Consider the following 25,647-nt stretch of genomic DNA (forward strand, 5'->3'; position numbering starts at 1 on the left):
TTATATTTTCAACTCAACTTTAAATACTTTAGACACTTTCAACTTTAAGTATTTTTAAAATAACTTACCTACTTTCAACTTCCAAATAAACTGAAGCATTGTATCTTCGTTTTTGATATCTAATCGCTGAATTTCATAATTATTTTTAAACGGAAATGCATTCACTCGATTACCAACCCTTAATCCATATTTTAAATTATTCTCTTTTAACAAATTAAAAAACTTGTCCTTTTTTTCTCCTTTTTTAGGGTATTTACCGTAAGGATAAGCAATGGTTTGATGTATTGATAAATTATTCTCTAGAAGAAAACTATTACTTCTTTTCAAATCTAATTCAATAGCATTTAACGAAGATGTTTTGTAATTTATATGTGAATATCCATGTGAACCTAATTCAATTATGTTTTCATCTAATTGTTTCAATTGATATAAATCCATAAGGTCTTTATCACCTTCATCCCATTCATTTTTACCACCTACAAATTTAAAAGGAATGTAAAAACAAGCTTTTAAATTATGTTCTTTAAATAACGGATAGGCTAATTCTAACTGATTAACATACACATCGTCAAACGTGATAATTACAGATTTTTTTGGTAAATCTTTAGCTATTTTAAAAGGTTCTAAATCTTTAAAATGAAGCGTAGTATACCCATTTTTTTTTAAGTACAGCAATTGTTGCTCTAAAGTATCTTTGTGTATAGTCAAGCCTTTAGCCTCTTCTTTATTAGAAGTTACAGAATGATACATTAAAACCGGTAATTTTGCCATATTTTAAAAATGAATTTCTCTACTCACAAATATATAAAGCCTATTGGTTATATTTGCGTAAAATCTTATTTTCTATTACATGATAAGCGCTTTAGCTATTACTTATAACGAAGAAAAAAACGTAGAACGTTACATAAAAAGCTTATCGTTTGCAGGCGAAATTATTATTGTTGACTCATTTAGCACTGACAACACTGTTGAAATTGCTAAACAACTAGGTGCTAAGGTTGTTCAACGAGAATTTGATAATTTTTCGGCACAAAAAAACTATGCTTTGTCTTTAGCAAATCACGATTGGGTTACTTTTTTTGATTTAGATGAAATAGTAACTCCTGAATTAGCTGAAGAAATCACAAACACACTAAAAACAAACCCTAAAAATGAAGCCTATAAAGTAAAAAGAAACTTTTATTTTATGGGTAAAAGATTAAAATATAGTGGATTTCAAACGGACACTGTAGTTCGTTTATTTAATAAGAATCAATGCAAATATAACGGCAAACTTGTACACGAAATTTTAGAAACTTCTAAAACAATTGGTAAATTTAAGCATCATGTAGAGCATCAAACCTATAAGAGCTTTGATAATTACAATGAAAAACTAACCCTGTATAGTAAACTACAAGCAGAAGCTTTATTTAAGAAAAATATACGTCCGAATTTCTATCATTTTTTATTTAGACCTTGGTATAGATTTATGCATCAATACTTTTTAAGATTAGGATTTTTAGATGGCAAAGAAGGGTTTATTATAAGCTATGTACATGCCTTTTCGGTTTTTAAACGCTATATTCAGCTTTGGACTATGTATAGAAATATTGAGTAAAAGAAGCAAGTTTTTTTATTTAAAAAAAACATCTAACTTATTTTTTACATTAGTGAATTCAAGATGATTTTTAAAAAAGTTTAATGCCTCTTTTTGAAATTTTTCATAATATGAATAATCATTAAGAAGATTATTTATATGTCTTATCATTTCTTCTGCATCATTTGCTACTAAGCAACCATTTTCTGTTTTATTAATTAAACCATCAACTCCTCTTGGAGTACATACCACAGGTAAACCAAAAGATAAAGCTTCTACAACTTTAATTTTTAATCCTGTACCAGATAACATTGGACAGATAACAACTTTAGCTTTCAGATAATAAGGATCAAGATTTTCTACATAATCTATTTTTTTTACATTATCATAATTATCAATATAATTACAAATTTTACCAACAATAGTTATTTTAATCTTTTTGTCAAGTTCAGGATAAATTTCTTTAAAAAACCAATCTATAGATTTAATATTATGAGTATTTCCACTTGCAACATATAATAAATCTATTTGCTTCTCAAGTGGTTTATAGTTTTTATTTGAGACACAATGAGGTACTAATATTATTGGTTTATTTATAAACTGAGTAAACAAATATTGCTCCTCTATTGAAATTGCCCAAATAAAATCAAATTTTCTTAAAACCTTAATTTCATCTTCAAAAAACTGACCAAGATTAAAATCTTTTGTTTCTTTATGTTGAGATGTTAAAAAGTCATGAGTGTCTATAATTGTTTTTGCACCGTTTAAATTGATTTTATCTATAAGTTTAACATAATAAGCATATGATATTATTATATAATCATATTTGGTTGAATTAACTATTTTCTCAAATTCAACTTCTTCACTATGTAAAACTCTAGAAAAAACATCATTTGACTTTGTTTTTCGATTAAAAAATGTTTTTTTTAGTATGCTTTTTTTCTTATTTAGAGGTTTTAAAAAATAAGTTTTATTTACTAAGTTTTGGTCTTTTAAATCTTTTAAATCTGACTCTGAAATCAAACTAATGTTTTCTTCTTTGGATACAAAATCAACACTATATTTTTTTTCTTTAAAATATTTTAAAAGATTATGCGCTCTAACATTATTCCCTTGAGTTTTTGATAAAGGATTCTCTGGATAAAAAAAAAGTATTTTCATAAGTTAAGCTAAATCTATTGTAAATATGTATCTATTAATTTATTTTTTTTCAGTTTTAAATCTTTAACTATTTCATTAAATCTAGTGTCTGAAGAAAGATTAAAAGGTATTCTTTCATGTTTTTTTAAAGTTGCTAATATTCGGTTCTGATTTTTTTTATTATAATATCCACTATTAACTATCTTATGCTTTAGTTTTTTAGGCTTTTTAATACAATTAATATAGTTATTTTCAAAAACATCAATCGAATATAACCAATCATTCCATTTAAATTCAGATACCATTTCTCCTTCAAAAATATGAGAATAATACCTGCTTCTTTTCCAAGGAATCCTTAGAATATCAGCAATAATAGCACCATGCATAGCTTCAGATATTATCATTTCACTTGCTGCAACTTGAGCAATGAATTTTTCTACGTTGTTTCCTGTTGGTAATATAAGATTCCATCCAAGTTCATCACAGATTACTTTCCAATCTACTTTATCAACTGAAGCATAATAAGGTATGTAACTTATATTGTACTTTTTTGGTTGATTTATAAATTTTTTATATTCTTGAGTTAATGCCAAAAAATAGGCACTATCGGTTATATAATTTTCCGAAACATATGTTGTTTTTAAAGAGCTAAACGGACCTCTTGTAAAAAAAAACTCCCAAGAATCATCAAAATGAAATTTTTCATTTATAGACCTTACACCTGAACCAAAAATTATTTTTTTTTTAAATTTTGAGGCTTCTTTTAAATAATCTGAATTTTCAAGTAGTATAGAGCCTATCCCCAAAAAAGCAACCTCTTCATTTTTGTTAAAAAAGTCATCTCCAAAGATTTTTTTCCATAACCAGACATTTAAATCATCTCCTATATTTCCTTGTTGGGATTTGTAGTAAATTAATTTCATTTTAAAGACTAATTCTGATTTATAAGTTTTATTGCTTTATTAAACTTGTTAATAATGTTTTTCCATTGATAATTTTCTTTGACATATTTTATTCCGCGCTTTGCTATATGTCTTTTTTCTGATTCTGTAAGATTATAAAGTTTATTTAGAGAGTTTTTAAAGCTATTATAATCCTTATATATAAAACCTGCGTTACTTAATTCTATATGATCTTTTAGCACTTCACAATCTCCATTTGCTATCACTGGTTTCCCATATTGCATAGCTTCTAAGGTTACTAGTGATAAACTTTCATAAAATGAAGGTATAATTAAAGCTTCACAATTTTTCAGGTAAATATCTTTGTCTTCATCAGACACAAAACCTGTAAAAATTATATTATTATAATCTTTTTTAATATCCATAAAATTTTTCCCAATCATAATCAGTCTAATATCATTGGCTGACTCATGTTTATATTTTTCAAAAAAATCAATCAACACATCGCAACCTTTGCTTACATCAATACGTCCTATGTATAATAAATACTTAGTATTAGATTGTTTCACTTCATTTTTTTTGGTACAATTTAAAATTGGATCAAAACCTACACCTGCAATATCATTGTTTATCAATTTAGTTTTTGGATAAGTCAACTCTACAAGTCTCTTCTCTGAAAGACTATTATACATGATAAAGCTAGCTTTATTGAATACGTTTTCATAGCCACTAAAATAAAAACTAGGTTCGTCATGAGCTGTAGGAATTAGAATACTATTTTTTACTGATTGAATTCCAAAATAAGTAGGATAATACAGATATGTAAAAAATATAAAAACCTTATATTTTCTTTCATTTTCTATTATATAACTTATTAAACCTGGAGAATTTGGTCCTTGATGTGTTATCCAATTATTTCTATCTGATTTAGAGATGTAATGTAATCCTAATTTCTTGTAAATAGATAATAATTTTATTTTTTTTAAAAACTTATGATGTCTTCTTTTCCCTGATAATTTTCTGTAATATTTATTTGCATAATGTGTGTTTTTTGATATAGATCTAAATCGTCTCACTAAAACTCCATCTTCAAAAGTTTCTCCTTCGGGTAAAATATTATCCCATATTTGATAATCTATAGATCTAGTTGTTAACACATCTATACTATAATACCTTTTAAGCTGATCGCATAACAGTTTAGCATGTAACTCAGCTCCTCCATTAATTTCTTTACCAAAACGTTGTACAACAACAGCTATTTTCTCTTTTTGCTCCAATTTTATTTAGCGTTTAACAATTGATCATACAATTCTGCGTATTGTTTAGCGGCATTTTCCCATGTAAAAAACTCAAGCTTGTTTTTCATAATACTTATTTTATCCTGAGGATCAGCTTTAAAGTCTTTCAATGCTTTTTCAACATCAATTTTCATTGTTTCAGCATCAAATTTTGTGAAGTAATAACCTGCATCTCCTAAAATTTCAGGTAAGCATGTTTTTGTTGATGTTATAATAGGTTTTTCAAATTTCATTGCTTCTAAAAGAGGCAAGCCAAATCCTTCACTAATTGATGGAAATAAAAAAGCTTCACAATATTCTAAATAACACTGTTTCTGATATTCTGAAATTTTATCCAATAAAATTACATTCTTTACATCATTACTTTCAACAAACGATATAACTTCTTCTCCATAAGGTGTATCTAAATTACCTCCAATAAACAAATCCATATCTTCCCAATTTATCATCATTTTAACAATAGATAAAAAGTTTTTCCGTTCTAAAAAATTACCTATCGAGAAAAAAAATGGTCGGTTTTGATTACCTGGATTTACTAAGTTTTTCAATTTATTTTTTATGGTACAACCATTGTATATTATTTTTTCAGGAACATTTTTTATATCAAAATATTTATGGGTTTGATTTTTTGAGTATTCTGAAATGTAAACAATAATATCTGCCATAGAAAGTTGTTCTTCAAAAAATTTATTCCTCTTTAAATTATTTTCTTCATCACTTTTTTCTTCCATAAAATTCACATCATGGATTGTCAAAATATATGGTAAATTTCTTTTAGGTAAAATTTTGGTATTTTGGTTTAGACTATGCCAAACATCGTATTCTTTAGAGATTCTAAATCGTTCATATCTATACATTCCCCAATAATATTTATAACCGAAAAAGTTTTTAAATTCTTTCTTGAATTTAGATATGGTGTCTGTATGAACTATTATCTTTGAATTATTATATTTAATGTTAAAAAGTCCTTTTAGCAAATGATAATTGAATTGTCCGAATCCAGTAGACATATTGCTGTTATGGGCTTCAAAAAGGATTTTTTTCATTGTAGTTTTTTTTATTAAAAACAAATGTAATGAATTAAATCAATTATAAAAGTCAATGCTAACCGAGATTACAAAAACCATAAACCACCTAAAAAAAGGCAACACCATTCTCTACCCAACAGATACCGTTTGGGGTATTGGTTGCGATGCTACAAATTTTGAAGCTGTAAAAAAAGTATATCAAATCAAACAACGTGAAGCATCAAAAGCATTAATCTGTTTAGTAAGCGATTTAAAGATGCTAGAAAAATACATAGAAAAAGTACCAGAAGCTGCCTATCAAATTATTGAATATAACGACAAGCCAACTACTATCATTTATGATAACCCAATTGGTTTAGCTTCTAATTTAGTTGCAGAAGACAATACTTTAGCTATTAGAATTCCTAAAGACGAATTCTGTCAAAAACTCATCCAACAATTTAGAAAACCAATCGTTTCTACCTCTGCAAATATTGCTGGTCAGCCAACACCAAATTCCTTTAAAGAAATAACTCAAGCGGTTTTAAAAGGTGTGGATTATGTTGTAAATTTGCAAAACGAAAAAATTAACACCAAACCATCTACAATTATAAAATTGTCTAATAATGGTGAAGTTAAGATTATTCGTTAGTAAATTTACCCGATGAATTACAAACAAGCATTACAAAACCCTATATTTAAAATAATCTCTCAAGCCTCTAAAAACCTTAACTTAGACAGTTATGTAATAGGTGGTTTTGTACGCGATTTTATTTTAAAACGTGGTAATGCCAAAGACATAGATGTAGTTGCAATTGGTAGTGGTATTGCACTTGCCAAAGAAGTTTCAAATCTGTTACCTAATAAACCAAAAGTACAAGTATTTAAAACTTACGGAACCGCAATGCTACGCTATGATGATATCGAAATTGAATTTGTTGGCGCACGTAAAGAATCCTACAACGAAGATAGCCGTAATCCTGTTGTAGAAAACGGTTCATTAGAAGACGACCAAAACCGTCGTGATTTTACAATCAATGCTTTAGCTTTAAATCTTTCTGAAGACAATTTTGGCGACTTACTAGATCCTTTTAATGGCATTAAAGATTTAGAAAATAAAATAATTCGTACGCCATTAAACCCAGATATTACTTACAGTGACGATCCTTTGCGCATGATGCGCGCTATACGTTTTGCTACGCAATTAGACTTTAAAATTGAAAACCAATCTTTAAAAGCTATTACCAGAAACAACAAACGTATTAAGATTATTACAAATGAAAGAATAGTTGTCGAGCTTAATAAAATTTTAGAAAGTCCAACACCTTCAATAGGCTTTTTATTACTTGAAGAAACTGGACTTTTACAATATATTTTACCAGAATTGACCGCTTTAAAAGGCATTGACGAAATTGAAGGCCAACGTCATAAAGATAATTTTTATCACACTTTGGAAGTGGTTGATAACATTGCGAAACATACAGATAATGTTTGGTTACGTTGGGCTGCATTACTACACGACATTGGTAAGGCTCCAACAAAAAAGTTTAGCAATAAAGTTGGTTGGACGTTTCATGGTCACGAATTTGAAGGTTCAAAAATGGTATTTCATTTATTTAAACGCTTAAAAATGCCTTTAAATGAAAAGATGAAATACGTCCAAAAATTAGTCTTTATGAGCTCTAGACCAATCGTTTTAGCTCAAGATATTGTAACAGATTCTGCAGTAAGACGTTTGCTATTTGATGCAGGTGATTACGTAGAAGATTTAATGACGCTTTGCGAAGCAGACATTACTACAAAAAACCCTAAAAAGTTTAAAAAATATCACAACAATTTTAAAATTGTAAGAGATAAGTTAGTTGAAGTAGAAGAAAAAGACTCTGTAAGAAACTTTCAACCGCCTGTTTCTGGAGAAGAAATTATGGAGACTTTCAATATAAAACCTTCAAGAGAAGTTGGTTTAATTAAAGAAGCAATAAAGGAAGCTATTTTAGAAGGCGACATCCCAAACGAGCATCAAGCTGCTTTCAGTTTAATGCTTGAAAAAGGGGCAGCTTTAGGGCTAAAAAAAGTGTAAGTATGCTAACGTTAGTAAGATCAAAATCTGAACATCCCGATTTTATAGCACTGGTTAAACAGCTTGATGCCTATTTAAAAATAATGGATGGTGATGAGCACGATTTTTACAACCAATTTAATCATATTGATATATTAAAACATACCGTTATTGCTTACCTAAACGATAAACCTGTAGGTTGTGGTGCCTTTAAAAAATTTGATAATAATAGTGCCGAAATAAAACGCATGTTTACACATCCTGAAACAAGAAATAAAGGTGTTGCCTCAGCCATTTTAAAAGAACTTGAAGATTGGGCAAAGCAAAATAATTTTAAATCAACTATTTTAGAAACAGGTTTACGACAAGTTGAAGCTGTTAATTTTTACAAGAAAAATAATTATAAAATAATTCCAAATTTTGGTCAGTACGCTGGCATAGAAAATAGTGTTTGTTTTTTAAAAGAATTACGATGAAAAAGGACAACAAAAAAGTTATTTATTGGCTATTAACAGGCTGTGTATTAATTTTTGTAATGGTTATAGTTGGCGGTATCACTCGTCTAACCCATTCGGGATTATCAATTTCAAATTATAAATTAATTTCTGGTACAATTCCACCAATGAATGACGCCGAATGGACAGAAGCCTTCAACCTTTACAAGCAATATCCAGAATTTCAAAAGCTTAATAACCATTTCACTTTAGAAGATTTTAAAGATATCTATTTTTGGGAATGGATTCATCGTGTTATTGGTCGTGTAATTGGGTTAGTGTTTTTCTTTCCTTTTGTATACTTTTTAATTACAAAACAACTCACCAGACCAACTATAAAAAAAGCAATTGGACTAATGTTTTTAGGAGCATTTCAAGGTTTTTTAGGTTGGTATATGGTAAAAAGTGGTTTGGTAGACAGACCAGATGTAAGCCATTTTAGGTTGGCTGCACATTTAACAACTGCATTTATCACCTTTGCTTTAACATTTTGGGTTGCATTAGACTTAATGTTTCCTTTTAATAAAGTAACAGATTCTGCATTTAAAAACTTGCTACGCATTACCACATTTGTGCTATTAATTCAGATTATTTATGGTGCTTTTGTTGCTGGTTTAGATGCTGGTTGGGTACACAACCATTGGCCAATGATGAGCGAAGGTAAATTTATTCATGAAACTGTTTATACTGAACAAAACTCGCTTTTACTAAACCTAACCGAAGGTAAAAGCGGCGTGCAGTTTGTACATCGTACTTTAGCTTATTTAGTAGTTGCATTAATTGTTATCGTATTTTTTAAAGGCAAAAAATTTGTAGAAACCAAGTATCAAAAACTAGCTTTAAATAGTTTAATGGGATTGGTGTTTTTACAATTTATTTTAGGTGTTTTAACCCTATTATTACAAGTTCCCGTTTGGTTAGGTGTTGCACATCAAGTAGGTGCGTTTTTCTTATTAACAGCAATGACATTTACCCTGCATAGATTTAGCAAATAAGGATTAAAACCTTATCTTTGTAGCCTTATTTTCATTAGTTATGATATACCGTTTTAGAGCTATTTTAGACAACGACACAGAAGAAGATATCTTTAGAGATTTTGAAATTCGCGAAAGCGATACCATGGAAGATCTACACAACGTCATTACCCAATCTTTTGGTTTTGACGGTACAGAAATGGCTTCTTTTTATGTTAGTGACGACGATTGGGATCAAGGTGAAGAAATTAGCCTTTTTGACATGAGTGATGGCTTAAACGAAGTTAAATTAATGAATGAAACTAGCATTTCTGACATTGTACACGAAGCACAAACCAAACTTATTTATGTTTATGACTTTTTAAGTATGTGGACGTTTTTTGTCGAATTAGCAGAAATTGTAGAAGAAGCGCAAGGTACAGATTACCCTAACCTTATGTATGTGCAAGGTCAAGTACCTACAGAAGCACCAGAAAAAGTTTTTGAAGCAGAAAATGACGACGATTTTAATGAATTTGATGACGATTATGACATCGATGATTACGATAGTTTAGACTTTGACGAAAACTGGAACTAATAACCTTTAGTATACACATCTTCATAATTTCTTTTTACAAAATCTAAGGCGTTTTTAAGTATTTCGCCCATGTTTTTGCTGCGCTTAAATTCAATATCCATTGTATAATCATAGATTTTTGATTTAAGCATTTCGATATGTTTTTCAATAGAAATAGTATCGTTAGTCATACATTCTAACAACTCTCTTATTCTATCTTGATAACTAATCATACGTTTTGCAATGGTTGAGCGTTCTTCAATTTTATATTGATCAATAGAATCTTTTGTGAGTTTTTCAGATACTAAAGTCACCATCTTATTATTTTCTTTAAAAAATTGAGGTCTGTAAACATTAAATTTACCTTCATAAGATTGCTGATCAAAATCTATAGCTCTTATTTTAAAAACCACATGATCAAAATCGTGCGTTGGCACAATTACATAGTTATAAGCGCGCATGTCTCCTAACAGTCTAATCATACAACGCTCGTTAAACTTCACAAACTCTTTGGCAATTTGAGATTTTTCTGAAGGCGAGCAATCCTCCAACATATTTTCTATAAATTCATCACCTGGTATTCCTGCAATATGCTCTTCAATTAAGGTTTTTTTATAAACCAAAAAATTTAGGTTGTAAGGCGATAGCATATGCTCTAATTCTAAACCATAAATTCTTGACGCATCTGCTTTTTTTACATAAAAATAGGTGTAATTGTCATTTAAAATATTTCTAACTTTTACTCTAAACGGTTTACTATTACCAAAGGTGCAGTAATCTACAGCATCTACATTTAAAAAAGGAATGGTTTTTTCATTTCCATCAGAATGTAACTGTGTGTATACTTTTTTTAGGTTCAAATCGATTTCTGCTCGGTCAAATTCACTGTAATACACACGTATCCAAAGTGTGTCTTTATCATCTTTATCATAAACGGTAACAGAACCTTGAAAACGCAACAAATCTTCATATAAAATCGAAATTTTTAAGTTTCGGTTATATTCATTTAGATATTCGTGTAATTTTTGATTTACAGGATATGATGGTTTCTTTTTAGAAATTTTTAAATCTTGCATAATGAGGTAATTACTCAAATTTAGTAACAAAATTTATAAATTGTAACAAAATCGTATCATATTCGTCTTATTTATATCAATCAAAAACCAAAACTATTTTGAGCACAATTTTAACCATCTCTAACCTTACAAAAAAGTACGGGTATTTAACTGCTGTTAACAACCTTTCTTTCACTATAAAAAAAGGAAATGTTTACGGAATTTTAGGTCCAAACGGAAGTGGTAAATCTACTACTTTAGGTATTACACTTAATGTTGTAAATAAAACTTCAGGAAATTTTCAATGGTTTAACGGAGATTTATCTACACACGAAGCATTAAAAAAAGTTGGAGCTATTATAGAACGACCTAACTTTTACCCATACATGTCTGCATACAAAAATCTTAAATTGGTGTGTAAAATTAAAGACATTAACGAAGATAAAATTGACGAAAAACTAGAACTTGTTGGGCTTATAGAAAGAAAACACAGTAAGTTTAAAACGTTTTCTTTAGGGATGAAACAACGTCTTGCCATAGCAAGTGCATTACTTAATGATCCAGAAATTTTAATTTTGGATGAACCTACAAATGGTTTAGATCCACAAGGTATACATCAAATTAGATCTTTAATTAAAGAAATTGCAAGCAAAGGAACAACTATATTATTAGCGTCTCATTTATTAGACGAAGTTGAAAAAGTTTGTACACACGTAGTCGTTTTAAGAAAAGGTGAAAAATTATATGAAGGTCCTGTTGACCAAATGATTACTAGTAATGGCTTTTTTGAATTAAAAGCAGAAAACACAGATGCATTAATTAACTTTTTGAAAGCTAACACTAATATTAAAGATGTTAAGATTAATGGCGAATTGGTAACTGCCTTTTTAGATCAACCAATGTCTGCAACAGCATTTAATAAAGAATGTCATGATAAAGGCATTACGCTTTCTCATTTAGTCTTACGTAAAGAAAGTTTAGAAGAACAATTTTTACAACTTACAGACCAATTATCTTAAACCAACCCAACCAAAAAACCGACAAAAATGTTACGACTTTTAAATATAGAATTAATCAAACTTTGGAATAACCGATCAAGTAAAGTACTTATTTTAGCATACTTTATTTTGTTAACATCAATAGCACTAATAGCTTCAATAAAATTTGATATTGGACCTGTAAAGTTTCATCTAGCAGAACAAGGTATTTTTGATTTTCCTTACATTTGGCACTTTAACACTTATGTAGCTGCATCCTTAAAATTTTTCTTGGCTATTGTTATTGTGTCTATGATGGCAAACAAGTATAGCAATAAAACCATAAAACAAAACTTAATAGATGGCTTAAGTAAAAAAGAATTTATCGCTTCTAAGTTTATAACCGTTTCTGTTTTTGCTTTATTCTCAACGCTTTTTGTTTTTATAATTACGTTAATTTTAGGATTTGCTTTTTCTGATATAACCGAGATTTATCATGTGTTTTCAGACACAGAATATCTTTTAGCATTCTTTGTTAAGCTAGTTGGTTTCTTTTCGTTCTGTTTATTCTTAGGTATTTTAATAAGACGATCTGCATTTGCTTTAGGATTTTTATTTGTTTGGTTTATTATTGAAAAAATAGCCTATGGTTTATTAAGATGGGAAATTGATTTAACCGAAAATTCTTGGAGAACAATTACACAATTCTTTCCTTTAGAAAGCATGTCTAACTTAATAGTAGAACCAGGCTCAAGACTTAGTGCAGCAAAAGAATTAGCTAAACAAGTTGGTGAAGATTTTAACTTTGATTACTCAGTACATTGGTATCAAATTGCCATAGTCTTAGGTTGGACAGCATTATTTATTTATGGTTCATACAAATTATTACAAAAGCGAGATTTATAGTATTTAACATACAATCGCTTTCCTTTTTTTAATTTTGTAATATCTTTACAAATCTAGTTAAACTAGGCTATGAAAAAGATATTATTACTAACATTTTTATTGTTAGCTTCATTTACATATTCTCAAAATGAAGCAGCAAACTGGTATTTCGGAGACAATGCTGGAATTAATTTTGACGTCAACACTAATAATGTAACAGCTTTATTAGATGGTCAACTTGCAACGGATGAAGGTTGTACAAGTATTTCTGACGGAAACGGAGATTTATTGTTTTACACAAATGGTATTACAGTGTACAATAAAAATCATGTTGTTATGCAAAATGGTTTTAACCTTAAAGGGAATCCTTCTAGTACTCAATCTGGGATTATAGTTCCAAAACCTCAAGATCCTGATATTTTTTACATCTTTACTGTAGATACAGAATATAACAGTACTCCAGATGAAGGATTTCATTATTCAGAAGTAGATATGACTGCTAATGGAGGTTTAGGCGCTGTCACTTCAAATAAAAATATAAATCTATTAAACAATACTTCAGAAAAATTAAGTGCTGTTTTAAAAGATTGTCAAACCGAAAATATCTGGGTTATTACTTTTGCTTCTAATACCGGAGGAGAAAACAATAACTCCATATACGCTTACGAAGTAACTGCTACTGGTGTTAACACAACTCCTGTTATTTCTACTTTTGGTATTTCTGCTCAAGAAAGACGTGGGTATTTAAAGGTGTCTCCAGATGGCTCTAAAATTGCTTGTGCAAATGTAGGAGCAGGTTTATTTCTTTTTGATTTTGACACTAATACAGGTCAAGCTTCCAATCCTCAAATTATAAATACAAACTTTAACCCTGCAGGTAAACCACAAGGGTCTTATGGCGTTGAATTTTCACCAAATAGTCAAGTTCTGTATGTAACTACTTATTTTGAAACACCTAACTCTGATTTTGATAACCCAAGTGCTCAATATGGTGCTTTATTGCAATATGATTTAAATGCAACAAATATAAGTGCTTCCGAAGTAGTTTTAGACCAAAGAGTAATGTACCGAAGCGCCTTACAACTAGGTCCTGATGGAAAAATTTACCGATCTTTAAGTGCTACATACAATCAAGGCACTCCTTTTTTAAGCACTATTAATTCTCCTAACAGCCTAGGTCAAGCAGCAAACTATCAACATCAATCAGTAAGTTTAAATAATAGATTATCAAGACAAGGCTTACCTCCTTTTATAGCGTCATTTTTTGCTGAAAAAATTGATATCATACCAACTGACAATACCAACACCGTAGACTTACCTTTATGCGTTGGTGAAGATTATACGCTTGTTGCTGAAGATATTCCTGGCGCTACGTACACTTGGATTCAAGACGGAAATGTAATTGCAACTCCTTCTACCCCTAACGAATTATTAGTTAATCAAAACGGAAACTACGAAGTACTAATAGATTTAAATAATGGAGATTGCGACACCAAAGAAGGACAAGCAATTGTAACTTATTACGACATACCTACCGCAACCACACCAGATAATCTTATTATTTGTGATGACGATGGCGATAATATATGGGACTTTAATTTTTCTGATCTAGACACTGTTATTCTCGATGGTCAAGATTCTACTATTTTCAATGTTAAATATTTTGAAAACCAGATAGACGCTGATAATAATCAAAATGAAATTATAGGTAATTACCAAAACTCTTCACCTCAAGAAACAATTATTGCTCGTGTAGAAAATATTGGTAATCCTAATTGTTACGTTACAACATCTTTTGACTTATCTGTATACCTAACACCAGTAATAGCCAATCTAAGCGATTATGAGGTTTGTGATGATTTAACAGATGGGGATGATATAAACGGACAAACAACTGTTGATTTATCAAATTTTAATAATCAAGTTTATAATGGACAAAGCCCTTCTTTATTTGACATAAGCTATCATAATAATTTAAATGATGCAGAAAACAATCAGAACTCACTTGATTTAAATTATTATAACAATACACCTTTACAAGAAGAAATTTTTGTCAGGTTAGAAAACATTAATAATACAGACTGTTTTGCGGTTAGTAGTTTCAATTTAATTATAAATCCAGTTCCAGAAACATTTGACTATACTATCCTACAATGTGATGAAGACGGTATACCAGACGGTTACACCATTTTTAATTTAGAAGAAGCTATAGAAGATATTACAAATAGTAATACAGACTTAAGTGTTATTTTTTATGATACTCTTAATGATGCCATAAATGAAGTAACACCAATACCAAACCCAGCATCTTACAACAATTTAACTAACCCTCAAATAGTTTATGTAGCTTCTTCAGATAGTTTTGGGTGTGCAAATATTTCTGAATTAACACTTCAAGTAAGTACAACTCAAATAAATAATTATCAAATTGAAGTCTGTGATGAATTAGACTCAGAAGACGGTATTAACACTTTTAATTTAAACGAAATAAGCACAGATATGTCTCTTGCTTTACCAACAAGCGTAACGATAAACTTTTATGCAACATATAACGACGCTCTAACAGAAAGCAACATTTTACCTACATCCTTCACAAATTCAACTCCTTATTTTCAAACCATCTATGCTCGTGCAGAAAACAATAACAATTGTTATGGAATTAGCGAAGTAGACTTAATTATAAATGAAAGACCTATTTTAGATGAAGATGAAACTGTGTTTTATTGTCTTAATTTCTTCCCTGAAACAATTACATTAAGTGCTACTAATCCAATCAATAACAACTATTATTTTAATTGGTCAACAGGTGAAAACACCAATAGTATTGAAGTTAACCAACCTGGTAATTATACAGTAACTGTTACCACTGTTGAAGGTTGCGAAAAAACAAGAACTTTTACGATAGAAGCTTCAAATATTGCCACGTTAGATAATATAAACGTGATTGATGGAGATATTTCTAACAATCAAGTTAATATTTTAACCTCTGGAGAAGGTATTTATGAATATGAATTAATTAATAGTCAAGGTGAAAGTACAGGTTTTCAAAATGAATCTATTTTTACCGAAGTTGCTCCTGGAATTTACACCGTCAATATTATGGATGTAAAAAATGATTGCGGAATTATCTCGGATACTTTTTCAGTCATAGGTTTCCCACAATTTTTTACTCCAAATAACGATACGATTAATGATTATTGGCAAGTTTATGGTGTTTCAAGTCAGTTTCAACCAAATTCCAAAATATTTATTTTTGATAGATACGGTAAATTATTAAGTCAAATTGATCCTAAAGCTAAAGGTTGGGATGGCACTTATAACGGACAACCAATGCCTACTAACGACTATTGGTTTTCGGTAACTTTACAAGATGGTCGTGTTTTTAAAAGCCATTTTACTTTAAAAAGGTAGTTTTTTGTACTTTTAGAAAGTATTGTCCTTGTTATGAAAAACTTTACTTTCTTACTTTTAACACTTTCGCTTTGCTTTTTTTTTAATTTAGCACAAGCGCAGGACATTAGTCTATTTCAGCAATTTAATGGTAGATATGATTATACAGCTATTGGTAACACCTTAAATCCTGCAGAAAACAATCTTGACGGTAGTTTTTGTACTTTACCAACTTCAGCTTCAGCTAATTTAAATTTACCAAACAATGTAACTATTATCGCTGCATATTTATTTTGGTCTGGATCTGGTAACGGAGATACTGAAGTAACATTAAATAGCCTAGATATAATTGCAGAAGACACTTATAATGTAGATTATAACGCTGGTATTAATGGTCAACTCACCTATTTTGCTTGCTACGCAAATGTTACTAACCAGATAATTAATGAAGGAAACACAAACTACAACCTATCAAATTTAGATGTTAATTCTGAATTATTAAATACACCTGGTTTTTGCAATAATCGTACTAATTATGCTGGCTGGAGTTTATATGTTATTTACGAAGATAGCAACCTACCTCTTAATCAAATTAACCTATTTCAAGGATTAGAAATTATAAACTCTGAAGTTCAAGAAAAAACTATTATCCTAAATAACATTGATGTTTTAGATAATAACAATGCTAAAATTGGTTTTTTAGCTTGGGAAGGTGACAATGCATTAAACTACGGAGAAAGTCTTTCTATAAACGGAAATATCTTATCAAATCCACCTTTAAATTTACCTGATAATGCTTTTAATGGCACAAACACATTTACAGGTTCTACCAACTTTTACAATGCAGATTTAGATGTTTACAGTATCGAAAACAACATTTCAATCGGAGATACACAGGTTACTATAAATATGACTACCGGAGGATTAGATCAATTTGGTGTTTTTAGAGCAGACCTTATTATTCTAAACAATATAATTACAGTTTTAAACAGTCAGCTACCTGATGCAACAATTGTTATGGATGATTATTTTGTATTTTGCGCTAATCGAGAAGTAGATATAAACTACACCATTTACAACACTAATAGCACAGACGTTTTACCCGCAAATACACCTATTTCGTTTTACATAGACGATGTTTTAATTGGTCAAAGTTCAACTTTGAATGATATACCTATTAATGCTTCTGAAAGCAATCAAACAACATTATCCATTCCTTCAAACTTTCCTGACGTTTTTATTCTAGAAATCGTAGTTGATGACGATGGTTCTGGTAACGGAATTATAACTGAAACCAACGAAAATAATAACGACACATTTGAAACCATTCAATTAATTCCGCTACCTGAAACCATAATATTGAATCCTATTTTAGCTTGTGATGAAGGTAATAATCAAGCCTCTTTTGATTTAACTCAAGTACTATCTCAAATAAACCAAACAGATTATAATAGCTTTAGTTTTTTTGAATCATTAGAAGATATTGAAGCTAATTTTTCAATCATCACACCAGAAAATTATTACTCAAACTCAACACCACAAACACTTTTTGTGACTGCAGAAACCGATGAATGTTTTGACATCTTTCAATTTGAATTAAATACTGAAAATTGTCCGCCTTACGTACCTGAAGGATTTTCCCCAAACGGAGACACAAAAAACGATTTCTTCAATATCCAAGGATTGTATGATATTTTTGAAAATCATGAACTACTAATTTATAACCGTTACGGTAAGCTAATTTTTAAAGGAAATAATAACCTAAAATGGAGTGGACAAACAAACGAAGGCAATTTAGCTTTTGGAGATATTGTCCCTACTGGGACCTACTTTTACGTTCTAAAATTAAATGACCCTAATTACAAAGATTTGGTAGGTTGGGTATATCTTAACAAATAACAAATAAACATTTTACCGAAAATATTTGCATTTTATCGATTAATTAGATACGTTTGCGGGTGATTTTGCCCTAAATCCTGTTATACTAAAAACGCTAATTAATAATGAACGCGAAAAAAGCCTACAATAAAAGCCTAATTTTCTGGCTTACAATAACTCACCTACTTTTAGGATATCTAACTTTTGCTCAACAAATAAATGTAAATGATAGTTTTACAGCACAACAACTTATTGAAAATAATTTGGTGCAAGGTTGTGTTGAAGTTAGTAATATAAATTCTACAATTAACGGACAAGTTGATGGCTTTCAGAGTTTTGGGTATTTTGAAAAAGCTAGCTCAAACTTTCCTTTTGAAAACGGTATTATCTTATCTACTGGTCAAGCAACTTCAGCAGGAAACACAGTTAACACTAGCGCTTTAAATGAAGGAAGTGATAGTTGGGCAACAGATCCAGATTTAGAAACTGCTTTAGGGATAAACAATACGCTTAACGCTACTTCTATAGAATTTGATTTTATTTCTACATCAAGCACCATTTCATTCAATTATATATTAGCTTCAGAAGAGTATTTTGCAGATTATCCTTGTCAATATTCTGATGGATTTGCATTCTTAATCAGAGAAACAGGAAGTAGTAACCCTTATCAAAATATTGCTTTAGTACCAAGTACTTCAACACCTGTAAACACAAATACTATTCATGACGAAATTGTTGGTTTTTGTCCTGAAGAAAACGGTAACTATTTTGAAGGTTACAATATGGGAGACACCAATTTTAATGGTCGTACAACAGTTATGGCTGCTTCTGCAAACATTACTCCTAACGTACAATATAGCATCAAACTTATTGTTGCAGATCAAACAGATAGAAATTTTGATACTGCTGTTTTTATTGAAGGAAATAGCTTTACCGACTCTGTAGATTTAGGCGAAGATATTACGACTTGTGATGCGTCTGTAACTTTAGATGCCAACACTAACAATCCGCAAGCTACTTACCAATGGTTTTTAGATGGAAATATCCTTTCAAGTGAAACTAATAGCACATTAAATGTAACAGCAGATGGTAATTACACCGTGGAAATTACCGTACCATTAAATGCAGATTTTTGTTCATTTCAAGATAGTATTAATGTCACTTTAAACACAATTCAAAACGGACCAACAATTTCAGATATTGTGGTTTGTGATGATACATCAAATGATGGCATTGAAGTATTTGATTTAACACCAAAAGTCTCTGAAGTAGAAGCTGCGCTTCCTTCTTCAACTTACAGCATCACTTTTCATACTTCTCAAAGTGACGCTATAAACGACCTAAACGCAACAACGTCTGTAACCAGTACGACAGCAATTCAGCCTATATTTTACAATGCACAAGACACAACATCTGGTTGTATTTATATAGGTAGTTTTAATTTAGTAATAAACCCATTTCCTACAATTACAGACCCAACACCTTTATCGGTTTGTTCTAATGGTGGCGGAAGTGTTGATATATCTGTAAAAGATGATGAAATCACCTTATCAAATACAAGCTACGCAGTTACCTATCATTTTTCTGCTACAGATGCACAAACTGGTGATAATCCAATACCTCAACCTTATACACCAGCTAACCCAACCGAAACCGTTTTTGTGCGTGTTGTAGATGTAACAACAGGTTGTTTTACAACAACAACTTTAGATATTGAAGTAAATACAAATCCTGCAATTAATCCTGAAGTTGTACAACTAGATGCTTGTGAACAAGATGGTGACGGTTTTGACACCTTTGATCTTACGCAAGAAATTGATGATATTTTACAAGGATTAACAAACGTCACTGTAACATATCACGAGTCTCAAGATGATGCTAATAACGGTGTTAACCCAATAGCAAACCCAACAGGTTACGATAATATTGACCAAGATGTACAGACTGTTTTTGTGCGTGTTGAAGATAATGCAACTGGTTGTGCTTCTGTTGTTCCAATGGAGCTTCATACATTTCTTTTAGAAACAGGTACAAATATCACCGATTTTTATGAGTGTGATGATGCTTCTAACGACGGAATTGTTGATTTTGATTTATATCACATCGGTTTAGAAATTATTAATGATTTAGAAGATGTCACCATAGATTTTTACGAAACTGATACAGATCAAAATAATGCTACAAATGCTATTGATCAATCTGTTCCGTATACAATTAATACATCGCCTACTTTATTATACATTACTTTAAATAGTAGCACTTGTAGTCACTTTTCAAATATACAACTATATATAAATGAAGGTTTTGAAGTTGTTTTAACAGACACACAAAACTATTGCGATACGGATGACGATGGTTTTACAAGTATAGAATTAGCAACTTTTGATGCTTATGCTGGTAATGGTATTCCAAATCCTTCAGTAGATTACTATTTAACGCAAGCAGATGCAGATAATAATGCTAATATTTTACCACCATTTTACACCAATACAACCAATCCATTAACATTATACGTTCGTGTTCAAAATACTATGACAGGTTGCTATGCAACTTCTTCTTTAGATATTGAAGTCTTGCCTGCTCCAAACATTACACAACCATCTGACATAGTGATTTGTGATGATGACCAAGACGGATTTTTCATAGTAGATTTAGATGCAAAAATCATAGAAATTGTTAGCGACACAACCAACCGTACAATAACATTTCATACCTCACAAGCTGACGCAGAATCTAACAGCAACGCTATAACAGACACGCAAAACTATAATGCTAATACACAAACCATTTATTGTCGTGTAGAAAACACCACAACTGGTTGTTATACTTTACAACCTTTTGAAATAACTGTAAATACATTACCTATTTTCACTACTATTGAAACGTATACAAACTGTGAAACTGACGGTAATCAAATAGCAGATTTTATCTTTGAAGATAAAGATGCAGAGATTTTAAACGGACAAACAGGTAAAGAAGTATTGTATTTTGAAAGTCAATTTGATGCAGATAATAACATCTCACCTATTGATAAAACTACCGCCTATCAAAATACATCGACACCACAAACCATTTACGTTAGAGTACAAAATGTAACAGACAACAGTTGTTACGGCACTTCATCTTTTGATATTGTTGTTGGCTCTTACCCTATTTACAATGCACCAACAGATGTTTTTGTTTGTGACGACAACTCTAATGACGGTTTTGAAACTTTTGATTTAGATGATATAACTTCAGAAATCACTCAAGGTTCTCCAGAAACTTTATCAGTAACCTATCATTTAACTTTAGCTGAAGCTGAAACACAATCTAATCCATTACCAACTTCATTTACAAACACTGTAAATCCGCAAGAAATTTTTGCAGTTGTAGATAATGGTACATATTGTAAAGGTATTGCTAGTTTTGAATTTAACGTTGTACAAGTTCCTTTAACTAATACGCCAAATAGCTTAGAGACTTGTGATGATGATACGGATGGTTTTTCAACATTCGATTTAACGGTTACAGAAATTGAAGTCTTACCTATTAGACAAAACAACACTGTTATTGAATATTACACAAATCCAACAGATTTAGAGCAAGGTGTAAACCAAATTTCAAATCCTGAAAACTTTACAAATACTGTCAATCCGCAAACAGTTTATATTAAAGTTTTAAATACGGTTTCTAATTGTTATGCTGAAATTCCGTTAGATTTAATAGTTGAAACACCGCCAGTTATTAATCCAAACGTTACAATTCAAATTTGTGAAGAAAACACATTTACATACAATTTAAATAATGCTTTACCAGAATTAATAGATACAACACAAACTATTGAAACTGAATTTTACGGCTCGCAAAACGATGCTCAACTTCAACAAAACCCTTTAAATTCAGATTACAACTACGCTGTAGGTAATCAAACAATTTTTGTTCGTGCTAATTTTGTTGGAAGCAATTGTTTTAATATTGAATCTTTTACGCTTCGTGCAAACCCATTGCCAACAGCAAATAACATTCAAGATTTAGAAACCTGTGACGATGATTATGATTTGTTTGCTAATTTTAATTTAGGTATACAAACTTCAGTAGTTTTAGGCACTCAAAACCCTTCAAACTTTACGGTTAGCTACCATAATTCGCAATCTGATGCAGACAATAATGAAAACGCTTTAACAAATTTAAACGTATTTAGCGAAGATGGCACAACGTATTTTATTCGTATAGAAAACAATACTACAGGTTGTTATAACACAAAAAATTTCAATACAATTGTACACAGAAAACCAGAATTAGACATTGAAGATCAAGTGCTTTGTTTAGATAACTTACCATTAATAGTTTCTGCTGAAACCAACGTGCCAACAGACAGTTATTTATGGTCTAACGGAAGTACAAGTTCTTACATAGAAGTCACTCAGATTGGGACTTATTCGGTAACAGTAACGACTCAATTTGGTTGCTCAACTTCAACAACATTCTCAATTTCAGAATCTGAAGCTGCTACTATAGAATTTACAGAAACCGTAGATTTTTCAGACCCAAATAATGTGACTGTAGAAGTTTCAGGTATTGGAGATTATTTATATCAATTTGACGATGAAGAACCGCAAGAATCCAACTTCTTTTATAACGTACCAATTGGTCCGCACACCATAACTGTTATTGATTTAAATGGGTGTAATTCAACTTCAAAAAATATTGTAATTATTGACGTTCCAAAATTTGTAACACCTAATAATGATGGGTATTTTGATACTTGGCACATTACTGGTGTAGAACAATTAGAAGGTACAATAGTTTATATTTTTGATCGCTACGGTAAACTTTTAAAAACTCTATCTCATACTTCTCAAGGTTGGGACGGCACTTACAATGGTAATTTATTACCTGCTACCGATTATTGGTACCTAGCTAATGTAAAAAATGGTGCTATTGAGTTTGAAATTAAAGGTCATTTCACCTTAAAGCTTTAACATTTTTATAGTCTTTAAAATTAGAATTGTTCCGTACCTTTGCATGCCAGTTTAAAGAGTATGAGACAAGCTTTTATTTTCTTTTTTTTACTAAGCATAAATCTAGTTGTGTCGCAAAACGTAACTACAGATTGGACATCTTATACACCTCAACAATTAATTGAAGATGTTTTAATTGGTAATACGTGTATCTCTAATGTGCAAGTCACCAATGTTGTTGGTGGTAATTTTACGACTAACGATTTAAGCTATGGTTATTTTAATGCAAATGGATCATCGTTTCCTTTTCAGGAAGGTGTTGTTTTAAGTACAGGAAAATTAGCTAATGTAGATGGACCTAATACCTCTTTAAGTGATGATGATGCTACCAATTGGCAAGGAGATACAGATCTTGAAAACATTTTAAATGAAAGCAACACGCACAACGCTACCATCATTGAGTTTGAGTTTACTGCGCCTGCAAATCAAATTAGTTTTAGATACCTTTTTGCTTCTGAAGAATATCAAGAAGGAAACGCCAATACCTGCCAATATTCTGATTTATTTGGTTTTTTAATCAGACAAAGCGGTACACAACAATACGAAAATATTGCTTTAGTACCAGGCACCAATACACCGGTAAAAGTTACCACGGTGCATCCAGGAATTCCTGGTGCTTGCCAAGAAGAAAACCAAACTTATTTTGGAAGTTGGAATGGTAGTTCTGCTCCAATAAACTTCAACGGACAAACAGCTGTATTAACCGCTATTGCCAACACAACACCAAACGTAACTTACGAGGTAAAATTAGTCATAGCAGACGAGCAAAACTACCGCTACGATTCGGCTGTATTTTTAGAAGCAAGTAGTTTTGAGTTATATACAGATTTAGGTCCTAACCTACTTCAAGACACAAATAACGCATTATGTGAAGATGACACAACTACTTTAGACGCTTCACAACCAAACGCAACAGCTTATGCATGGTTTAAAGATGGTGTTTTACAACCAGAGACAACTTCTAATTATGTAGTAGATTCACCTGGAATTTATAGTGTAGAAGTGACTTTAAATAATGGATGTATTTCTTATGGTGAAGTTATTATTGAAGAATTTCCGCAACCAACAGCTATCAACACGTCTTTAGCAAATTGTGATATTAACCAAGACGGATTTACAACTTTTAACCTAACAGATTCAGAGCAAAACGTAATAAACAACAACGGGGATTTTTATGTAGCAAACTACTATTTATCTCAAAGTGATGCTGAATTACAAATTAATGAAATTCAAAATCCTCAAGCTTTTGACAATACACAAATTAACCAAACAGTATATGCTGTAGTTTATAGTTATTTAAGCAACTGTACTGCTATTGCGCAAATAGATTTAAGCATTTCAAACAACACACTTCCGGTTTATTCTTTAGAAGCTTGTGATGAAGGCGAATTAGATGGTATTACTACATTCGATTTAACAGAAGTTCAAACCCAAATAGCTAATACTGTTCCAGCAAATTCAACGATAACATTTTATGATAGTTTAGATAACGCTTTCGCGGAAAACAATCCAATACCTTTAAATTTTGAAAATTACGAAGCTAACTTTCAAACCATTTATGTAAAAGTAAAAAGTGACACTAATGACTGTTACGCAATAACTGAAGTCGAATTATCTGTATTATACACACCACAAGTTGAAGCAGATGAAACTTTGGATTATTGTCTAAATAACTACCCTGAAACTATCACACTTTATGGTGGTGTTTTAAATGATTCCCCAAGCAATTATTACTACCAATGGTTATTAAATGGTGTTGATACTGGTGTAAACACAAGTTTTATAGATGTAAATGAAATTGGTAATTATACTGTAATTATTACAGATCCTAATGGTTGCTTTAACTCTAGAAACATTACTGTTAATCCAATTGAAGCTCCAATAATTGAAAGTGTTGATTATACTGATTTTTCCAACAGCAACACAGTAACTATTAATTTACAAAACACAGGTGAATTTAGTTATGCAATAGACAACTTACCTTATCAAGACAGTAATGTGTTTACAAATGTAACTGCTGGATTACATACCGTTTATGTAACAGAAATTAATGGTTGCCAAACTGTAGAGCAAACTATAGCTATTGTTGGTTTTCCTAAATATTTCACTCCAAATAATGATACCATTCATGATTATTGGAAACCGTACGGTATGACAGATGGATATAACACCAATCTTGATATTAAAATTTTTGATCGCTACGGTAAATTGTTACATATTATTAACCCAAACACAAAAGGTTGGGACGGCACATACCGAGGACAACTAATGCCTACAAACGATTATTGGTTTCTACTTACAGATCCAAACGGAAGAACTTACAGAAGTCACTTCACTTTAAAACGTTAAAGGTTTTGTCATTCATGCGCAGACAACAATCTAAAAAACAAACTTTTTTCTTAACCTTCCTTTAAATAAATATCTGATTATTATTCAGTAATTTTACAAGATGA

18 protein-coding genes are annotated in these 25,647 nt (G+C 30.6%); 12 read left to right on the top strand and 6 right to left on the bottom strand.

The window, feature by feature from the left end; genetic code table 11:
* Nucleotides 1-54: 54 nt before the first annotated feature.
* Nucleotides 55-771 (bottom strand): polysaccharide deacetylase family protein, encoded by a 717-nt coding sequence (locus WA327_RS02465; RefSeq protein WP_336066065.1) that lies wholly within the window; start codon nucleotides 769-771, stop codon nucleotides 55-57.
* Between the two features lie 79 nt (nucleotides 772-850).
* On the opposite strand from WA327_RS02465, the gene WA327_RS02470 reads away from it, so the two are divergent.
* Nucleotides 851-1,597, top strand: coding sequence for a glycosyltransferase family 2 protein (locus tag WA327_RS02470; RefSeq protein ID WP_336066068.1), 747 nt, complete (start codon nucleotides 851-853; stop codon nucleotides 1,595-1,597).
* 15 nt (nucleotides 1,598-1,612) lie between these two features.
* On the opposite strand, the gene WA327_RS02475 is transcribed toward WA327_RS02470, so the two are convergent.
* Genes WA327_RS02475 through WA327_RS02490 form a run of 4 tightly spaced genes read right to left on the bottom strand, consistent with a single transcriptional unit; the run spans nucleotide 1,613 to nucleotide 5,962 of the window.
* The gene (locus WA327_RS02475; protein ID WP_336066070.1) at nucleotides 1,613-2,737 is read right to left on the bottom strand and encodes a glycosyltransferase; all 1,125 of its coding nucleotides are present in this window, start codon (nucleotides 2,735-2,737) and stop codon (nucleotides 1,613-1,615) included.
* Nucleotides 2,738-2,751: 14 nt separating this feature from the next.
* Nucleotides 2,752-3,639 carry a polysaccharide pyruvyl transferase family protein gene (locus tag WA327_RS02480; protein WP_336066072.1) on the bottom strand — a complete coding sequence of 296 codons (888 nt, stop codon included), beginning with the start codon at nucleotides 3,637-3,639 and terminating at the stop codon, nucleotides 2,752-2,754.
* Nucleotides 3,640-3,647: 8 nt separating this feature from the next.
* Nucleotides 3,648-4,895 (bottom strand): glycosyltransferase family 4 protein, encoded by a 1,248-nt coding sequence (locus WA327_RS02485; RefSeq protein ID WP_336066074.1) that lies wholly within the window; start codon nucleotides 4,893-4,895, stop codon nucleotides 3,648-3,650.
* A gap of 2 nt (nucleotides 4,896-4,897) precedes the next feature.
* A complete protein-coding gene (locus WA327_RS02490) occupies nucleotides 4,898-5,962 on the bottom strand; it encodes a glycosyltransferase family 1 protein (RefSeq protein ID WP_336066075.1) in 1,065 nt (354 codons plus the stop codon).
* A gap of 55 nt (nucleotides 5,963-6,017) precedes the next feature.
* Between WA327_RS02490 and WA327_RS02495 the strand changes: the two genes are divergently transcribed.
* From WA327_RS02495 to WA327_RS02515, 5 genes are read left to right on the top strand one after another with little or no spacing between them, the layout of a single operon-like run.
* On the top strand, nucleotides 6,018-6,575 hold the full coding sequence (locus WA327_RS02495) for an L-threonylcarbamoyladenylate synthase (protein ID WP_336066078.1): 558 nt from the start codon (nucleotides 6,018-6,020) through the stop codon (nucleotides 6,573-6,575).
* 12 nt (nucleotides 6,576-6,587) lie between these two features.
* The gene (locus tag WA327_RS02500; RefSeq protein WP_336066080.1) at nucleotides 6,588-8,003 is read left to right on the top strand and encodes an HD domain-containing protein; all 1,416 of its coding nucleotides are present in this window, start codon (nucleotides 6,588-6,590) and stop codon (nucleotides 8,001-8,003) included.
* A gap of 2 nt (nucleotides 8,004-8,005) precedes the next feature.
* The gene (locus WA327_RS02505; RefSeq protein WP_336066082.1) at nucleotides 8,006-8,458 is read left to right on the top strand and encodes a GNAT family N-acetyltransferase; all 453 of its coding nucleotides are present in this window, start codon (nucleotides 8,006-8,008) and stop codon (nucleotides 8,456-8,458) included.
* The gene (locus WA327_RS02510) at nucleotides 8,455-9,471 is read left to right on the top strand and encodes a COX15/CtaA family protein (protein ID WP_336066083.1); all 1,017 of its coding nucleotides are present in this window, start codon (nucleotides 8,455-8,457) and stop codon (nucleotides 9,469-9,471) included. Before WA327_RS02505 ends, WA327_RS02510 begins: the two co-directional genes overlap by 4 nt.
* Nucleotides 9,472-9,511: 40 nt before the next feature.
* Nucleotides 9,512-10,027, top strand: coding sequence for an IS1096 element passenger TnpR family protein (locus tag WA327_RS02515; protein WP_336066084.1), 516 nt, complete (start codon nucleotides 9,512-9,514; stop codon nucleotides 10,025-10,027).
* On the opposite strand, the gene WA327_RS02520 is transcribed toward WA327_RS02515, so the two are convergent.
* Entirely contained in the window at nucleotides 10,024-11,082 is a 1,059-nt protein-coding gene (locus WA327_RS02520) for a hypothetical protein (RefSeq protein ID WP_336066087.1), read from the bottom strand. The two genes, WA327_RS02515 and WA327_RS02520, sit on opposite strands and share 4 nt — an antisense overlap.
* Nucleotides 11,083-11,180: 98 nt before the next feature.
* Between WA327_RS02520 and WA327_RS02525 the strand changes: the two genes are divergently transcribed.
* The 6 genes from WA327_RS02525 (at nucleotide 11,181) to WA327_RS02550 (ending at nucleotide 25,543) form a co-directional block, all read left to right on the top strand.
* A complete protein-coding gene (locus tag WA327_RS02525) occupies nucleotides 11,181-12,080 on the top strand; it encodes an ATP-binding cassette domain-containing protein (protein WP_336066089.1) in 900 nt (299 codons plus the stop codon).
* A gap of 27 nt (nucleotides 12,081-12,107) precedes the next feature.
* On the top strand, nucleotides 12,108-12,944 hold the full coding sequence (locus WA327_RS02530; protein ID WP_336066091.1) for an ABC transporter permease subunit: 837 nt from the start codon (nucleotides 12,108-12,110) through the stop codon (nucleotides 12,942-12,944).
* A 69-nt stretch (nucleotides 12,945-13,013) separates the two neighbouring features.
* A complete protein-coding gene (locus tag WA327_RS02535; protein ID WP_336066093.1) occupies nucleotides 13,014-16,334 on the top strand; it encodes a T9SS type B sorting domain-containing protein in 3,321 nt (1,106 codons plus the stop codon).
* Nucleotides 16,335-16,367: 33 nt separating this feature from the next.
* Nucleotides 16,368-18,212 (top strand): gliding motility-associated C-terminal domain-containing protein, encoded by a 1,845-nt coding sequence (locus WA327_RS02540; RefSeq protein ID WP_336066095.1) that lies wholly within the window; start codon nucleotides 16,368-16,370, stop codon nucleotides 18,210-18,212.
* A 104-nt stretch (nucleotides 18,213-18,316) separates the two neighbouring features.
* Nucleotides 18,317-23,155: a choice-of-anchor L domain-containing protein gene (locus WA327_RS02545; protein ID WP_336066097.1), complete on the top strand. Its 4,839-nt coding sequence runs from the start codon at nucleotides 18,317-18,319 to the stop codon at nucleotides 23,153-23,155.
* Nucleotides 23,156-23,215: 60 nt separating this feature from the next.
* The gene (locus tag WA327_RS02550; protein WP_336066100.1) at nucleotides 23,216-25,543 is read left to right on the top strand and encodes a choice-of-anchor L domain-containing protein; all 2,328 of its coding nucleotides are present in this window, start codon (nucleotides 23,216-23,218) and stop codon (nucleotides 25,541-25,543) included.
* Nucleotides 25,544-25,647: the final 104 nt, after the last annotated feature.

Source organism: Mesoflavibacter sp. CH_XMU1404-2 (assembly GCF_037029465.1).
In the GTDB taxonomy this organism is placed as follows: Bacteria; Bacteroidota; Bacteroidia; order Flavobacteriales; family Flavobacteriaceae; genus Mesoflavibacter.

Coding starts and splice junctions, on each gene's coding strand:
- WA327_RS02465 (WP_336066065.1), bottom strand. CDS start 771: ATGGCAAAATTACCGGTTTTAATGTATCATTCTGTAACTTCTAATAAA.
- WA327_RS02470 (WP_336066068.1), top strand. CDS start 851: ATGATAAGCGCTTTAGCTATTACTTATAACGAAGAAAAAAACGTAGAA.
- WA327_RS02475 (WP_336066070.1), bottom strand. CDS start 2,737: ATGAAAATACTTTTTTTTTATCCAGAGAATCCTTTATCAAAAACTCAA.
- WA327_RS02480 (WP_336066072.1), bottom strand. CDS start 3,639: ATGAAATTAATTTACTACAAATCCCAACAAGGAAATATAGGAGATGAT.
- WA327_RS02490 (WP_336066075.1), bottom strand. CDS start 5,962: ATGAAAAAAATCCTTTTTGAAGCCCATAACAGCAATATGTCTACTGGA.
- WA327_RS02495 (WP_336066078.1), top strand. CDS start 6,018: ATGCTAACCGAGATTACAAAAACCATAAACCACCTAAAAAAAGGCAAC.
- WA327_RS02500 (WP_336066080.1), top strand. CDS start 6,588: ATGAATTACAAACAAGCATTACAAAACCCTATATTTAAAATAATCTCT.
- WA327_RS02505 (WP_336066082.1), top strand. CDS start 8,006: ATGCTAACGTTAGTAAGATCAAAATCTGAACATCCCGATTTTATAGCA.
- WA327_RS02510 (WP_336066083.1), top strand. CDS start 8,455: ATGAAAAAGGACAACAAAAAAGTTATTTATTGGCTATTAACAGGCTGT.
- WA327_RS02515 (WP_336066084.1), top strand. CDS start 9,512: ATGATATACCGTTTTAGAGCTATTTTAGACAACGACACAGAAGAAGAT.
- WA327_RS02520 (WP_336066087.1), bottom strand. CDS start 11,082: ATGCAAGATTTAAAAATTTCTAAAAAGAAACCATCATATCCTGTAAAT.
- WA327_RS02530 (WP_336066091.1), top strand. CDS start 12,108: ATGTTACGACTTTTAAATATAGAATTAATCAAACTTTGGAATAACCGA.
- WA327_RS02535 (WP_336066093.1), top strand. CDS start 13,014: ATGAAAAAGATATTATTACTAACATTTTTATTGTTAGCTTCATTTACA.
- WA327_RS02540 (WP_336066095.1), top strand. CDS start 16,368: ATGAAAAACTTTACTTTCTTACTTTTAACACTTTCGCTTTGCTTTTTT.
- WA327_RS02545 (WP_336066097.1), top strand. CDS start 18,317: ATGAACGCGAAAAAAGCCTACAATAAAAGCCTAATTTTCTGGCTTACA.
- WA327_RS02550 (WP_336066100.1), top strand. CDS start 23,216: ATGAGACAAGCTTTTATTTTCTTTTTTTTACTAAGCATAAATCTAGTT.